The 15,276-nt window shown below is 64.7% G+C and carries 13 protein-coding genes; 8 read left to right on the plus strand and 5 right to left on the minus strand.

Annotation, left to right across the window (positions count from 1 at the left end; genetic code table 11):
* Nucleotides 1-129 precede the first annotated feature (129 nt).
* Nucleotides 130-1,290, plus strand: coding sequence for a DUF1972 domain-containing protein (locus FJ426_RS08655; protein ID WP_140825163.1), 1,161 nt, complete (start codon nucleotides 130-132; stop codon nucleotides 1,288-1,290).
* The gene (locus FJ426_RS08660) at nucleotides 1,287-2,546 is read left to right on the plus strand and encodes a cellulase family glycosylhydrolase (protein ID WP_140516157.1); all 1,260 of its coding nucleotides are present in this window, start codon (nucleotides 1,287-1,289) and stop codon (nucleotides 2,544-2,546) included. Before FJ426_RS08655 ends, FJ426_RS08660 begins: the two co-directional genes overlap by 4 nt.
* A gap of 33 nt (nucleotides 2,547-2,579) precedes the next feature.
* On the opposite strand, the gene FJ426_RS08665 is transcribed toward FJ426_RS08660, so the two are convergent.
* Entirely contained in the window at nucleotides 2,580-3,449 is an 870-nt protein-coding gene (locus FJ426_RS08665; RefSeq protein ID WP_140825164.1) for an NmrA/HSCARG family protein, read from the minus strand.
* A 103-nt stretch (nucleotides 3,450-3,552) separates the two neighbouring features.
* Between FJ426_RS08665 and FJ426_RS08670 the strand changes: the two genes are divergently transcribed.
* A complete protein-coding gene (locus tag FJ426_RS08670; protein ID WP_140521434.1) occupies nucleotides 3,553-4,443 on the plus strand; it encodes a LysR family transcriptional regulator in 891 nt (296 codons plus the stop codon).
* 111 nt (nucleotides 4,444-4,554) lie between these two features.
* On the opposite strand, the gene FJ426_RS08675 is transcribed toward FJ426_RS08670, so the two are convergent.
* A complete protein-coding gene (locus FJ426_RS08675; protein ID WP_210241332.1) occupies nucleotides 4,555-5,925 on the minus strand; it encodes a VpsF family polysaccharide biosynthesis protein in 1,371 nt (456 codons plus the stop codon).
* Between the two features lies 1 nt (nucleotide 5,926).
* The gene (locus FJ426_RS08680) at nucleotides 5,927-8,059 is read right to left on the minus strand and encodes an exopolysaccharide transport family protein (protein ID WP_140825165.1); all 2,133 of its coding nucleotides are present in this window, start codon (nucleotides 8,057-8,059) and stop codon (nucleotides 5,927-5,929) included.
* Between the two features lie 264 nt (nucleotides 8,060-8,323).
* Here FJ426_RS08680 and FJ426_RS08685 point away from each other — a divergent pair, with 264 nt between their 5' ends.
* The 3 genes from FJ426_RS08685 (at nucleotide 8,324) to FJ426_RS08695 (ending at nucleotide 12,070) form a co-directional block, all read left to right on the plus strand.
* Nucleotides 8,324-9,847 (plus strand): formyl transferase, encoded by a 1,524-nt coding sequence (locus FJ426_RS08685; RefSeq protein WP_140825166.1) that lies wholly within the window; start codon nucleotides 8,324-8,326, stop codon nucleotides 9,845-9,847.
* 302 nt (nucleotides 9,848-10,149) lie between these two features.
* Complete coding sequence (locus FJ426_RS08690; RefSeq protein WP_140825167.1) at nucleotides 10,150-11,181, plus strand: hydroxyacid dehydrogenase; 1,032 nt, start codon at nucleotides 10,150-10,152, stop codon at nucleotides 11,179-11,181.
* Between the two features lie 232 nt (nucleotides 11,182-11,413).
* The gene (locus FJ426_RS08695; RefSeq protein WP_140825168.1) at nucleotides 11,414-12,070 is read left to right on the plus strand and encodes a GntR family transcriptional regulator; all 657 of its coding nucleotides are present in this window, start codon (nucleotides 11,414-11,416) and stop codon (nucleotides 12,068-12,070) included.
* A gap of 57 nt (nucleotides 12,071-12,127) precedes the next feature.
* Here FJ426_RS08695 and FJ426_RS08700 read toward each other — a convergent pair whose 3' ends face one another.
* Together FJ426_RS08700 and FJ426_RS08705 are read right to left on the minus strand one after the other, a co-directional pair.
* Nucleotides 12,128-13,129, minus strand: a complete 1,002-nt coding sequence (locus FJ426_RS08700) for an NADP-dependent oxidoreductase (protein ID WP_140559950.1) — start codon at nucleotides 13,127-13,129, stop codon at nucleotides 12,128-12,130.
* A gap of 96 nt (nucleotides 13,130-13,225) precedes the next feature.
* On the minus strand, nucleotides 13,226-14,041 hold the full coding sequence (locus FJ426_RS08705) for an oxidoreductase (protein WP_140516171.1): 816 nt from the start codon (nucleotides 14,039-14,041) through the stop codon (nucleotides 13,226-13,228).
* 104 nt (nucleotides 14,042-14,145) lie between these two features.
* Here FJ426_RS08705 and FJ426_RS08710 point away from each other — a divergent pair, with 104 nt between their 5' ends.
* Both FJ426_RS08710 and FJ426_RS08715 read left to right on the plus strand, forming a co-directional pair.
* Nucleotides 14,146-14,715 carry a TetR/AcrR family transcriptional regulator gene (locus FJ426_RS08710; RefSeq protein WP_140559838.1) on the plus strand — a complete coding sequence of 190 codons (570 nt, stop codon included), beginning with the start codon at nucleotides 14,146-14,148 and terminating at the stop codon, nucleotides 14,713-14,715.
* Between the two features lie 220 nt (nucleotides 14,716-14,935).
* The gene (locus FJ426_RS08715) at nucleotides 14,936-15,241 is read left to right on the plus strand and encodes a hypothetical protein (RefSeq protein WP_140499097.1); all 306 of its coding nucleotides are present in this window, start codon (nucleotides 14,936-14,938) and stop codon (nucleotides 15,239-15,241) included.
* Nucleotides 15,242-15,276 lie beyond the last annotated feature (35 nt).

The following is a 15,276-nucleotide window of genomic DNA, read 5'->3' on the forward strand; positions in this document are numbered from 1 at the left end:
AATGAAACAACTCCGGCGTTTGGTAAGAATTTTTTACGACGTTCTGCGACAGTTGCTCCCACTCTTGCCCGGCTGGAAGTCGCAGGGTGGGTTCTGGTGCAATGAACATTCCGGAAAGTCCCGTCGGCCATGACATCAAAGCCCTCCATCCTGATCCTGGGAACGCGCGGCATACCCGCGGCCCATGGCGGTTTTGAAACCTTCGCCGAGAAGCTGGCGCTTTTCCTCGCCGGACGCGGCTGGAGGGTCGGCGTTTACTGCCAGGACGAAGTCGAGCGTGTCGAGCACAGGGCGCGCAGCGAAACCTGGCGCGGCATCGAACTCATCCACATCCAGGTCGCCTCGAAAGGTCCGCGCGCGACGCTGGAATTCGACTGGCAATGCGTGCGCGATGCCGTGCGGCGGCCCGGCGTGTGCCTCGTGCTGGGTTACAATGGCGCGCTTTTCCTGACCTGGCTCAGGCTGATGCGGCGCAAGATCATGATCAACATGGACGGCATCGAATGGCGCCGCCCCAAATGGGGCCTGGCGGCGCGAAGCTGGTTCTGGCTCAACGAATGGATCGGCGCCTGGACCTCGCATCGCCTCGTCGCCGATCATCCTGTCATCGCCGATCATCTGGCGACACGCCGGCCGCGCAGCGCGATCGTCACCATCCCCTATGGCGGCGATCCGGTGACGACGGCGCCGGAGGCACCGGTCAGGGCGCTCGGGCTCGAACCTGGAAAGTACCTGATCTCGATCGCGCGCATCGAGCCCGACAACAACATCCTGCCGATCGTCGAAGCCTTTTGCAGCAAAAAGCGCGACATGAAGCTGGTGGTGCTTGGAACGCTCTCGGATGAAATCCCCTATCACGCCGCCATCCGCAAGGCCGCGAACGGCTCGGTGGTTCTGCCCGGGGCCATCTATGACCAGGCGACCGTGAAGGCGCTGCGGTACCACGCGCGCGCCTATATGCATGGCCACACGGTCGGCGGCACCAACCCGTCATTGGTCGAGGCGCTGGCGGCCGGCAACATGGTGATCGCCCACGACAATCCCTACAACAGGTGGACCGCGGGCGCCGCCGCCCTCTATTTCACCGATACCGGCACTTGCGCCGGCCGGATCGATCGGGCCATCGAAGACGACGCCCTGGTCGAGAGTTGCGGTGAGGGCGCCAGGGCGCGCGCCCGCGAAGCCTTCCGCTGGGAAGACGTGCTGCTGGCCTATGAGAATGAAGCCTTCCGGCTGCTCGGCGTCGTCGCCGGCGAGGCCGTTCCGGTCGACCATCCCTCGCACGCATGACGACGTGGTCGCGCCGGCGGGTTCTCGGAGCGGCGCTGTCCACGGCCGCGTTGTTCGCGCCGCTTTCTCCCGTGTCGTCCAGCCTGGCCGCCACCGGCGAATGGCGCTTCCGGCGCGGCGTCAACGCCTTCCCCTGGTTTTCGCTGACGCGCGAATTCCCCGCACCCCGTACCGACTACGACTGGCCTCCATTCCAGCAGCGGCCGGTGCCGACGGCGGCCGATCTGCGCAGGCTGCGCGCGACAGGTCTCGATTTCATCCGCCTGCCGGTCGATCCTGGCCCGTTCCTGGCCGGCGATGCCGGCACGCGCGGCCGTTTGCTGGCGATGCTCGATCGGGCGGTCACCGCCGCCCTCGACGCCGACCTCGGCATCATCGTCAACGTGCAGGCCAATAGCGCGACCCACTATTGGAATCCGGACCGCATGGTCTCCAGCACTGCCGCGCCCGCCTTCGATCTCTATCGGACGCTGATCGGCGAGCTTGCCGGCCGGCTGGCGCGGTTTCCATCGGGCAAGGTCGCGCTGGAGCCGGTCAACGAGCCGCAGCAATCCTGCGAGTCCAACGTCTGGTCGCAGGTCCAGTTCGCGCTCCTGACCGAAGCCAGGGCATCGTCCGTTACCCTGCCGCTGGTCGTGACCGGTGGCTGCGGCTCCATGGTGAGCGGGCTGACCGCGCTCGATCCGGCGCCGCTCTCGCGCTTCGAACCGATCCTGTTCACCTTCCACTTCTATGAGCCCTACCTGTTCAGCCACCAGGGCGCGCCGTGGATGAGCGAACCCGTCTACCGTTCGCTCAACAACGTGCCGTGGCCCGCCTCGGCCGGTTCGCTCGAGGCGACGCTAGCTTCGGTGCGGGCGCGCATGGCCGAGGACGCCGAAACCTCCGAAGCGGACAAGAAAGCCGCCTACGCGGAAACCGAGCGCGTGCTGAAGGTCTATTTTGACGCCCAGCCCGGCCGCTGGTTCATCGACAGATACCTTAGCCAGGCGCGCGATTGGGCGGATAGCCATGACATCGCGCCCGAACGCATCATCATGGGCGAGTTCGGCGCGCTGCGCACCGACGCCCGCTACGTCGCCGCGCCCGATCCCGACCGCGCCCGCTACATCGCCGACGTCAGGCAAAGCGCAGAGTCGTTCGGCTTTGCCTGGGCCTTCTGGGCCCTCTTCGACGGCATGGGCATGATGGACGACACCACGCGCGCCCTGGACCCGGCGATGATCGAGGCGCTTGGGCTGGAGATGCCGGGCTAGACGGCCTATCCCCGTTGCTTGTCCTTGCTTCCGTCAAGCGGAGGCAGCGATCGCCGAGGCGAAGTCGCGATATGGGCGCAGTGGGCGTCCGAGCAAGGCGGTCAGGCGCTCGACGTCGCCGGCCTCAGGCAGCATCCCGTTGGTCAAGAACCGCTCGCCCATCAGGCGCATGTCGTAGGCCATCCAGGCGGGCAAGAGCTGCTTGAGATTTTGCTCGAAGCCTTCGGTATTGTCGCCGCCGTAGTTGATCGGGCGGCCAAGCACCTCTGACCAGATTGCGGCGATATCCGTCCCGGTCAGTGTCTCCGGGCCGACGAGGTTGATTCGGTGGAGCGCAAGCGGCTCGGAAGACTGTTCGCGGCGCAGCAACTCGAGGGCGGCGATCTCGGCGATATCACGCACGTCGATCATGGCGAGCCCCTTGGCGCCGATCGGCATTGGGTAGGTGCCGTGGCCGGTGATGACGTCTTCGATCATCAGATCGTTCTGGATGAAGTAGGCCGGGCGCAAGATCGTAGCCTTGAAGTCCATCTCCTCGATCATGCGCTCGACGCCGAACTTGCCCGCGAAATGGGGTACGTTCACATAGACGTCAGCGTGGACCACCGACAGATAGACGATCCGCTCGATGCCGGCAGATCGGGCGACGTTGAGCGCGACCAAAGCTTGGGTGAATTCGTCCGGTACCACGGCGTTCAAGAGGAACAGAGTAGAGACTCCGGACATGGCTTTCCGCAGCGAATCGACATCGAGAAAGTCGCCTTGCACGACGGAGACGCCTGCCGGGAAGTTGGCTTTCGACGGATCGCGGACGAGAGCACGCACATCTGCGTCGCGCTTGACGAGATGTTCGACGACTTGGCGGCCAATATTGCCCGTGGCGCCGGTAACGAGAATGGTCATGAAATTTCTCCTGTTGGATTGCTTGACAGCTCCAATATGTGTGGCTCACTAACAGCCCAACAGGCGGAAATTTTAGACACGTCGTCTCACTGGTGGAACACACATGGACCTCCTTGCCCTCGCCGATTTCAATCTCGTTGCCCGTCATGGCGGCTTCGGCAAAGCGGCAAGGGCCACCGGCCGGCCCAAGGCAACCCTGTCCCGGCGCGTTGGCGAACTGGAAAGCAGTCTTGATCTGCGCCTGTTTGAACGGGGTGCGCGTAACCTCAAGCTCACCGAAGAAGGACGGGCGCTCTTCGAGCGGACGGGAGCGTTGCTCGCCGAACTCGACGAGACCGCTTCGGCGATTGCCTCGGGCGGTCAGAGACCCAAGGGGAGGCTGCGGATCAGCGCGCCTTTGCATTTTTCTCAGACCGCAATGGGAAGGATCGCCGCGGGGTTTGCCCTCAAATATCCGGAGGTGAGGCTGGAGGTCACGACCGAGGACCGGGCCGTGGACATGATCGAGGAAGGCTATGACCTGGTGATCCGGGTCAATCCGGATCCCGACGAAAGCCTGGTCGGACGGGCGTTTCTGCGCGATCGTCTGGTCGTGGTGGCTCGCCCCGACCTTCCTCGCCCGACCGGTGGACTCGCCGCTCCTGGCGTTGCGCGCGGGGCAGGCGATCTGCAGACATTGCACGTGAAGACACAAGGCGGCCGGTCAACGATCAGGATCGAGCCGGTCGTCGCTTTGTCGACGCTCATCATGGTCCGGGACGCGGTGCGGGCCGGCGTCGGTGCGGCACGTCTTCCCATTTCGTTGGTGAGCCACGACCTGGCTGACGGCACACTGGTAAGTTGGGGGGAGATCGACGGCCCCGAGATCGCTCTATGGACGCTCTACCCCTCTCGACGGCTGCTCAGCGCGCGAGTGTCGGCGTTCATGGACTTTCTAAAACAGGCCTTCCCAAACGGGACGCCCGACGAACTGGCTGCCTATATTGGCAGGTGACGACCGTGCCCGCTTTCGGGCGTGGAAAGTCCTAAGAAGCGCTTTCCCGGCGTCATGGCTGAGCCCCATGTCACATGCGATCCGTCTTTGCGAAACACAGGGGATCAGCCGCTAACGGCGGAGAGGCTGCGCTCTTCGCCGGTCGTCTCCAATTGCGCGCACTGCTTGCGCCTCTTGCCGCGCCACGGCCCGCGCCGGCCGGTACAGCACCAGCGCCAGCACCACGAATTTGGTCAACAGCGTCGTCTTGGAGGCGAGGGTCTCGGAGGTGTTGAGCAGGATCAGCCAGCCCAGCATGGGCAGCCAGATGCCGGGATGGCAGCGGCGTGCCACCTCATGCATGAACAGCACGAAGCCGAACAGCATCAGCAGGGTAAAGAAGGCGCCCTGATAGAGCACCATGCGTATGATCGGGTTCTCGATGCCTTGTTCCAAGCCGTTGATGCGGCGCATGCTTTCGATCAGATCGATATCAGGCCCCACGATCAGGTCGCCCAGCCCTAGATTCTTGAAGAGGTCGAACATTTCGACGCGGGCATTGGCGCTGCCGCTGTCGGACACGAAGCGTTCCAGCAGCGCGTCGAAGAAGCCATAGGAAAAGAGAAGGGCGACCGCCACCGGCAGCAGCGTGGCGAGCAGGACCGCAAGGGCCGCGCCCAGCAGGCTGACGCGTCCATGCCGCAGATAGGCCACGCCCCTGAAAAGCAGATAGATGCCGCCGAGCGCGAGCGTGATCACCATCGCCGAACGACCGCCGAACGCGACCAGCGCCGCGGTTTGCAGGCCGATCAGCGAAAGCCGCAGCGGCATCGACAGCGACCGTGAGCCGGAGAGCAGCGCCAGCACATAGACCGCGGTGATCGTGGCATTGGCCAGCGGATGGCCCTGAAGCGCGGTCGAGCGCAGGTCGGTGAACACCTCGCCGTCGAGCCGATAGGGAAACACCAGCGTCTTGGTCGCGAACTCGAACAGCGCCAGCAGCGCATTCGCCGACATCACCGCGTGAACGACCGTCTGCAGCCGCGCGAAGGTCCGTTCGTCGTCCTCGGCCAGCATCAGCACCAGCAGCGCCGCCGTCACGAACGTATCGACCATGCCCGCCATGCCCGGGCGATGCCTGATGACGACCACCACCAGGAGCACGACCGAGATGACCGCCATCAGCGCGCTGGCCGGCCGCCGGTCGGCAACGGCAGCCATATAGCCGACCGGATTGCCGAACGTGCATGAACGCCAGGCAAACACCAGCACCAGGAGATAGGTCGACGGATGGATTTTGGTGGCCGGACTGCCGAGCAGGCCGTCGTAATTGTAGCCCACCAGCCATAGCATGCCGCCGGAAACGGCGAACAGCACCGCCACCGTGACGACCAGGCCGAAGCGGGTCACCCAGTCGACGGAACTGCCGGTGGGGGATGCGGCGGCGGCTTGGCCCGGCGCGGCCCAGCCGGCTGCCGGGCTGGCGGGCCGGACGGCGGCCATGTCAGGCCGCCTCGTCGACCAGCAAGGCGCCGGTCGGCAACCGCCCCATGACGGAAATGGCCTGCGAGGCCGCCGCGACATCGCGCATCGGCGTCGAGTTCAGCGTGGCGACGAGCAGGATTTCGTCGGCCATCGCTACCAGCGGCGAGGCATTGAGGTTGTCGGCCAGCGCGCCGCCATCGATGACGACGAGTTCGAAGTTGCGGCCCGCCTGGGCCAACATCTGCTGGGCAAAATAGACGCCCTGCGCTTCCTGGAATACGGCCTTTGACCGGCCCCTCCCCAAAAGCGCGACATTGCTGCCGGGCGTATACTGGCTCAACGCCTCGATGCCGTACTGACCGCGAAGCACGTCGAGCACGCCCGGCTGCTGATCTTTCTGGCCGCCGCCGGCATTGGTATCGATGAACAGGATACGGCCGCCCCGGGCGGCCGCGGCATTGGCCAGCAAGCGCGCCACCCTGCCGCGATGCGCGGCGTCCTCGGGCGGCGACGTCACCAGTATGGACGGCACCAGCGGCCAGTCCGGCGGGCGCCGGCCCGACGAGAACATGCGCCTCAGCGCCAGCCCCACAACCGCGTCCGTCTTCTGGCTCGCCGCGGCGGCCGTGCCGCCGAAAGGCCACCAGCGACGGGTGTTGCCCGATTTTGCCGGCACCACGCCAAGCACCGGCGCGTCGATGGCCGATTGCATCTGCGCGCTGGAAAGCACCGTGGGCGAGGAATATTCCGCGATCAGCGCCAGGCCGGTGCCGAGCCCCAGGCCGCCGAAGAGCGCGCCCAGGACAAGCAGCGACAGCGGCGGCCAGCTCTTCTTCAGGGCCGGCATGGCGCTGGAGATGATCCGCGCATTGGTGCTGTCGACGTTGATCTGCTCGCGCGTCTCCTGCACACGCTGCAGATAGTTGGCATAGACGGAGCGAACGGCCTCGAGATCGCGCTGCAACTCGCGCAGCTTGACCGAAGCCTGGTCCGTATCGAGCGACTTGGTCTTCATGCCGGCGACCTTGGCCTCCAGCGCCTGCTGGTTGGCCAGCGCTCGCTCGTAGTCGGTCTCGGCAGCCGCCCCGATGCGGCCGAGCTCGCGCCCGATCAGCGCACGCGTGTCGCGCAGCTGCTGCTGCGCCGCGATCATCGAGGGATGGCGTGGCCCAAGTTCCGTGCCGAACTGCGATACCTTGTCGACAAGCGTCGCCTCCTGCGCCCTGAGGCTCGAAATCACCGAGGAGCGCATCGCTTCCGAGGTCGCGTCCGGCGCCCCGCCCGACCTGCGCAACTGGTCGACCTGCGCCTTCAGCGCCGCAGTGCGGCTTTGCGCCGCCGAAAGCTGCGTATTCAGCTCGGTCAGTTCCTGGTCGCTGACCAGATTGCCCGCCGCCATCACCATGTTGTTGGCGGACCTGTAGGCCTCGACGGCATTCTCGGCCTGCTGGACGCGCTTGCGTTGCTCATCCAGCCGCGCGGCGATGGCGTCCGAAGCGTCCTTGGCCATCCGCGCGCGTGAGCTCGCCTGATCCGCCAGATAGGCCTGCGCGATCGCATTGGCCAGCATCGCCGACTTCTCGGCATTCTTCGTGGTGATGATCACCTCGATGACCAGCACCTTGTCCGCTCGCCGCACCGCCAGGCGTGCGCGCAACGCATCGAGCGTCTTGGCCGTCTTGTCGGCTTCGCCTGACCCCGAACCCAGCAATCCGCCGAGTAAACGTCCCAGCATGCCCTGCCCGTTGAATTCAGGATCCTCGGTCAGGTTGGTCGCCTTGATGGCCCTGAGCAGCACCCCCGTCGACTGGACGACGCTGACCTGGCTTTCCACACGGGTTATGCCGCCGTCGGGCGGCACCTGGCTCGGATTGACGTCGTTGCTGACCACCTGCAGGTCTTGCGGGTCGATGATGATTTCCGCCGCCGAGCTGTAGAGCGCCGGCGTCATAAGCCCATAGAGCAATGCGCCGAGGGTCAGCAGCGCGGTGATGGCAAAGATGAGGAAACGGCGGCGCACCAGTATGCGCTTCACGTCGCCCAGCTCGACGGTCGAGGCCGGGTAGGAGGGCGCCGACGGCACCGCTCCGGGCGCGTATTGCATCGCCTCCGGAGCGTATTGTTGCGGCAACGAGAGCAGGGATGATTGCAAGGGTCGCTCCGACAACACTCCATGCGCCTGCAAAGATAAAATTGCGGCTTTGTCTTAGCTATGCTTCCAACTGTTAAAACACTGTTAATTATATTGAGAGCTCTTGTGATTTTTGGCACGGAGTTTGCCTAGAGAGGCACGGGTGTTGGAACGGCGCGGGCAACGGGGAAACGACATCGAATGGGGCAAAGCTTCATCCGTCCGGCCGTTTCCCGCGTCCAAACACCGGCCCAATACCGAACATCACAACGATGAGGATGCGACATGCAGGTGAGCCTGCGCCTGGACAGCGAATGCCCGCGTGCCTTTCACCTGACGCTGCTGGAGCGCCTGGCGGCGCTGGCGCATGTCGAGGTCTCTGTCGATCTCAGGCCGGCCGAGGGCGGCATACCACCCAGCGCCGCGGCGCTGTTTCAGCTGGAAACGGCCATCCATGGCCTGTCCGCGAACGGACTGGCGAAACGCCTGCCGCTTTCGGCGCTGGCGCCCTATCAAGCGCGGCCGCCGGCAGCGCCCGATCTGGTGATCGACCTCTGCGGCGACGTGCAGCGCGAAGGAACCCGCGTCTGGCGCGTGACCTATGATGGCGCCGCGGGCGAAGCAGCCCTGCTGGCGCTGATCCTCGATGGGCGAACGCCGATTGGCCGTATAGAGGAAAACGGTACGTACCTCGCCGAAGGCCGCTTGGGCACCGAATATGGCGGCATCGCGCTTGCCTCGTTCCAGGATATGCTGGCGCGCACCGCGAGCCTGATCCTGGCGGCGATGACCGGCGCCGCGCGGCACGCTCTCCCCGTCCTGCCGGAGCCGGCGCACGGCAATGCCGCGCCCGCCATGCCGTCCGCCGCCAAGCTTGGCGTCAGGGCCGGCAAGGCGCTGGCGCGGCGCGTCGTCCAGAAGATCTACCATCTCTGCTACAACGCCCCGCACTGGAAGGTCGGCTGGCGGCAAACGCAGGGGCAGGACCTGCTCGACCTGCGGGCGCATCCGGCAACGGGCTGGCAGGTGCTTCCCGACGACGGCAGCCGCTTCTACGCCGACCCGTTCCCGATCCTGCATCAGGGCAAGGTGACCCTGTTCGTCGAGGACTATATCCACCGTTTGGGCCGGGCCATCATCTCCGCCGTGCCGTTCGGCCCGTCGGGGCCGATCGGCCGCCCGGAACCGGTGCTCGACCTGCCCTATCACCTGTCCTATCCGTTCGTCTTCGAGCGCGACGGCGAAGTCTGGATGGTGCCGGAGAGCTGCGCCAACCGCACGGTCGACCTCTACCGCGCCACCGCCTTCCCTGGCGGCTGGGTCAAGGAAGCGACGCTGCTGTCAGACATCGTCGCCAGCGATGCCACCTTGGTCGAGCATGGCGGACGATGGTGGCTGTTCGCCACCGTCAGGGACGGCGGCGGCGCCTTTTCCGACGCGCTGCATCTGTGGTCGGCGCCGGACTTTCGCGGGCCGTGGACACCGCACCCCAAAAACCCCGTGCTGATCGACATCGCCTCGGCGCGGCCGGCGGGCCGCATGGTCAAACGCGGCAACGACCTGCTGCGCCCCGTGCAGGACTGCCGCAGGAGTTATGGCGCGGCGCTCGGCATCGCACGCATTGTTCACCTCGATTTGGACGGCATGAGCCAGGTTGTCGAGATCATCTTGACCCCTGGCGCGCTATGGAGCGGACGCAAGCTGCACACGCTCAACGAGGCGGGCGGCCTTGAATTCATCGACGGTTCCGCGATTGCACCGCGCTGGAAGCAAAGGAACGGCAGGCGCTCATCGACGGCCAGCGCATGACGTCGATTGCTGCCCTCCGGCAAAAAGCCCCCGCCAGTCATGGCCGGCGGGGTGAGGCTCTGGAGTAAGCCGGAATCGGTCCGGCATGGATCAACGTATGGAGCGGTGGTTGGTTGCGGCGCCAGAAGCGCATTCCCTTTCCCTTTTTTGGGCCCTTGTGCAAGAACGGCCCCTCGCCCCAGCCGCAATCCCGCCTTTCTTGTCGCGAAATTTTCCTCCTCTGTATGCAGTTGTAAGTCGTTTAATCCGGGATAGATTGCGTGCAGAAGGGCGCCAGACGATCGCGCCGGGAGGAATTCGCCATGTCCGACAGCGCCTTGCCGCTGGTCATCAGCGCGCCCGAACCACGCACGCTCGACCTCATCTTCACGCCGCCGCAGCTGGCGCGCTTTAAGGCGAAATACCGCATCGTCGAGACGACGCCGGACGGCGTGGCGAACCTGCCGGCCGATGTGTTGGCCGAGGCCCGCTACATCGTCGGCCAGCCGCCGATCGCGGCCGAAACGCTGGGAAAGATGAAGGCGCTGCGCTGCGTCTTCAATGTCGAGAGCAACCTCATCGACAACATGCCCTATGAAACGCTGTTCGCGCGCGGCATTCATGTCGTCACAACGGGTCTGGTCTTCGCCGAGCCGGTGGCCGAGCTCGGCCTTGCCATGGCGCTCAACCTCGCCCGCGGGATCGTCGATGCCGACCTCGCCTTCCGCAAGGGCGAGGAATTGTGGGGCGGCGACGGCAACCGGACGGCGCGGCTGTTGTCAGGCGCCGATGTCGGCATCATCGGCTTCGGCGATCTCGGCCGCGCGCTGAACCGGCTGCTGTCGGGTTTCCGCACCAGGACAAAAGTCTTCGATCCCTGGCTGCCGCCGTCGATCCTGATCGACAATGGCGTCGAGCCGGCCTCGATGGACGAGGTGCTGTCCGCCAGCGACTTCGTCTTCGTCGTCGCCTCGGTGACCAGCGAGAACCAGGGCTTCCTCGGCGCCGACGCCTTCGCCAGGATGCGCAAAGGCGCGGCCTTCATCCTGCTCAGCCGCGCCGGCGTGGTCGACTTCCCCGCTTTGATGGCGGCGGTGAAGGGCGGCCACATCCTCGCCGCCAGCGACGTCTTCCCCGAGGAGCCGCTGGCGCGGGACCACCCGGTGCGCGCCTTGCCTGGCTTCCTGCGCTCGGCCCACCGCGCCGGCGCGCTCGACATCGCCTTCAAGCGCATGGGCGACATGGTGCTGGAGGACATGGACCTGATCGACCGCGGCCTGCCGCCGCTGCGCTCCAAGCGCGCCGAGCGCGAAACGGTCTCGCGCATGCGCTCAAAGCCGGTGGACAGGAACTGACAGGGCGGCGACGTCCCTCGCGTCGCTTGACAAAAGCATGGCCAGCGACGACCCTCGCCCGGCCCATCTGGGGGCTCGGCAAGCGGCAGGGACCGTCGGCGGTAATGGCGCAGCTGGCGGGCTCAAGGCCAATCGGTCCGGCCGGCCAAGCGGTCCGGTTCTCTTTTTTCGCCATGGCAAGGCGGCAAGAGCGGCCCTCGCCATGAGGCTGTTGAAAACGCGACGGAGCGCGATGCTCAACACGATCGATTATGGCGGCAAGGAAGCCGATGTCGTCCACGCGCTGGAGGAAGACATCATCTTCGGCAGACTGGCGCCCGGCGCGCGCCTGGTCGAGGACGTGCTGCTCGCCCGCTTCCCGGTGTCGCGCCATACCATTCGACAGGCGCTCTATCAGCTCGAAAGGCTAGGCGTCGTCACGCGCGAGCGCAACAAGGGCGCCATGGTGCGGCGGCTGTCGCCCGACGAGGTGCGGCAGATCTACGAGGTGCGCGAAATGCTGCAGCGCCAGGCGGCGCTGATGATCCGCCTGCCGGCGAGCGACGCGCTGATCGAAGAGCTGACGCAGATCCTCCGCAACTATAACGGCCACGTCGAGAGCGGCTACCTGCGCGGCATCCACGAGGCCAATGACCGTTTCCATCTCACCATGTTCTCGGCCTGCGGCAATGCCTATCTGGTGGCCTCGATCGAGCATTACATGCGCCTCAGCCTGCCGGTGCGGGCCAATTCGCTGGCCGACAGGGAAAAGCTCGACATCTCCCGCCAGCACCACGCGATGATGATCGAGGCGCTGAAGCGCCGGGACAATTGGGTGCTGGCGCAGCTCTGCGTCGACCATTTGCAGCCCAGCAAGGCGTTCTATCTCCAGGAGATCGAGAGCGGCTGAGACCGCCCTGGCTAAAAGGCGCAAGACTGACAACAGGCCGAGCGGCGCCGGCGCCTTCTATCTCACCTTCACGACCACCTTGCCCTTGGCGCGCCCTGTCTCGACATAGGCCAGCGCCTCGTTGGTCTTTTCGAATGGGAATACCTGATCCATGACAGGGCGTATGACGCCGGATTGGATGAGCGACGTGATCCTGCTCAGTTGATCGCCCTGCGCCCACATGAACAGGAACGAATATCCGACCCCGGCGCGTCTGGCCTTGCGGCGTATGCCGTGGCTCAGCAGGCGCAGGACCAGTTTCAGGACAATGTTGAGGCCTTTGTCCCTGGCAAATTCGGGATCCGGTGGACCGGAGATGGAGATGAGCTTTCCGCCCGGCTTCAGCACATGCAGGGATTTCTCGAGCGTCTTGGGGTCCTGGCTGTTCAGGACGACGTCGTAGCCGTGCAGGACCTTCTCGAAGTCCTCCTTCCTGTAGTCGACGACGACATCGGCTCCGAGACGTCTCACCAGATCGGCGCTCGCGGCGCTGGCCGTCGTCGCAACGGTGGCGCCGAGATGTTTTGCCAGTTGGATGGCGAATGTCCCCACACCGCCGGAGCCGGCCTGGATGAACACCTTCTGCCCTTTCTTCAGCCCTGCCCTGTCGACGAGCACTTGCCAGGCCGTCAGGCCGACCAGCGGAATGGAGGCCGCCTCCTCCATGCTGAGACTGTCGGGCTTCAGGGCCACGTCGGCTTCTTCGACGGCGATGAACTCGGCGAAAGTCCCGATCCGGCCGTCGCGCGCCCGCGCATAGACTTCGTCGCCGGTCTTGAATTTGCGTACTTTCGACCCGACGCGAATGACGATGCCAGCCACGTCATGGCCAAGGATGAATGGCGGGCGGTAAGGCAATATGAGTTTGAACTCGCCATCCCGGAGCTTGGAATCGAGAAGGTTTACGCCAGCGGCGTGGACCTCGATCAGGACATCGTTGTCGCGCGGTTCCGGCTCAGGCATCTCTGCAAGCCGCAGGGCGCCCTTCTTCTGATATCTGTCGACGACAAAGGCTTTCATCATATTCGCTTTCTTGAAATGAATCCCGATATCGGACAGGCTGGGCTTTCGGCGCAGCGAAACTGCTTGTGCGGGCACCGACTTGGCACGTTCCGTTCAGGCAGGCAGGCGGAACTGCTTGCGCAAGGTCTTGTCGAACGTCGCGGCGGGCGCGAACCGCCGCAGCGTGCTGACCAGGCGGGCTGTCTTGCCGGCGGTGTAGCGTCGGCGCTGACGCTTCTCGGTGGCGGCCCTGAGTACCACATTCGCCACCGCTTCCGGAGGGTCTGCTTTCGGCATCACGTCGCGAAGCAATGCGTCGATACCGGCGCGGGCCTGATCGTATTCCTTCATGACGGAATCGGGCTCGAGCCCGTTCTGGTCGAACACGGTGCGCACGAAGGCAGGTTCGATGACCGAAACCCGGATGTTGAAAGCGCGAACCTCGTGGTCGAGCGATTCCGAATAGCCTTCGAGCGCGTGCTTGACGGCGGAATAGTGGGCCGAGTACGGCGCGGGGACCAATCCCAGGATCGAGCCGATATTGACGATGCGCCCCTCGCCGCGCCGCCGCATCGACGGCAGCACCGCGTTGATCATCCGCATGACGCCGAACAGATTGACATCGAACAGGGCCTTGGACTGGGAAACCGAGGATTCCTCCGCGCCTCCCAGCAGCCCGACGCCGGCATTGTTGACCAGAAGGTCTATCCGGCCGGTCCTGGCGAGGACATCTGAAACCAGAGCTGCGACCGACGCGTCATCGGTCACGTCACAAACCAGCATCGATATCCCGTCCGAGCCCTGGCCTGATATTTTGCGGCTGGTGCCGAAGACGGTGAAACCCGCCCGCGCCAAAGCCTCCGCGCTGGCGCGGCCGATGCCGGAGGAGGCGCCGGTCACGATCGCCGTCTTTCCTGAATTCCGGTTCATCTGGTGCCTCCGAACTCGAGAGGTCTTGCCTCTCGGCGATGATTGAATTATGATCGTAATATCACATTACGGGTGTAATGCAATAGGGAAGCGGAAGGAGCGCCATGCGCTACGAAAAAGGCCGGAAGGACGCATCACGCAGCCGGATAATGGAGGTCGCCGCCGAACGGTTTCGCGGTGACGGCATCGCCGCGTCCGGACTGGCAAGCATCATGAGCGACGCCGGCATGACGAACGGCGCCTTCTATCCACACTTTCAATCCAAGGCCGAACTCGTCCGCGAGAGCATGGTCGCGGCACTGGAGGCTCAGTCGCAGCAATTGCAGGAGGCGTTGGCCTCGGGAGGGCTGGATCTGGCCCTCGCCATGTATTTGTCGCCCGAGCACCGGGATCATCCGGAGACCGGCTGTGCTTCGGCGGCGCTGTTGCCCGAAATCGCGCGTCAGCCATCCGAGACCCGCGCGCTCTACACCGAACGATTAATGACTCTGGTGCGCCAGCTATCGGCGCAGTTGCCGCCTGGAATCCCTGATCCGGAGGGCGTTGCATTGGGCGTTTTCGCGGCGCTCATCGGCGCCCTTCAACTGTCCCGCGCGGTGGAGGGAACCGAATTGTCCGATCGCATGCTGACGGCGGGAGCGGAGGCGGCGCGGACTCTGGTCCAGCCGCGCTAGGGTGAAGAGGAAGGCGCTATCCCGTGCGATGTGCCCCCGCTGCAAATCTAACGATGCAGCCAAACGAAGAAAAAAGCGGAAAGTTTCGCCGCCGTTGAACAATATATTTGTTCAGACCGGGCCTCAGCTGGCATGGCGAACCGGAACTTTCCTCCAAACCTTCCGTTTCTTTGAAGATCGTTGCTTCGACGGTCGAAGAGCAACAGGGAAGGATCCTATCATGAACATCAAGATGATCTGCGTCGGCGCGATGACGCTTTCGATGCTCGCGGGCTCGGCCCTCGCCGCCGCTAACAAGGGCACGTCGGCACTCGACGACCCGGCCAAGATGCAGCCCTTCTACACCGACTCCAGCATGAAGAAGATGCGCAGCAGCGACGAGTTCACGAAGGCATGGAAAGCGCTCACTCCGGAAGACCAGAAGATGATGATGACGGCCTGCGACGACGAGGCCAAGGACGCCAACGCCGCCAACAGCCATCCGGAGTTCTGCAGCAGCGTCAAGGCGAATGGTGGCAGCAAATAGACCGGCAAAGAGCAGGCTTTTATAGCCCGCACCCT

The organism is Mesorhizobium sp. B2-6-4 (assembly GCF_006441495.1).
Taxonomy (GTDB): Bacteria; Pseudomonadota; Alphaproteobacteria; order Rhizobiales; family Rhizobiaceae; genus Mesorhizobium.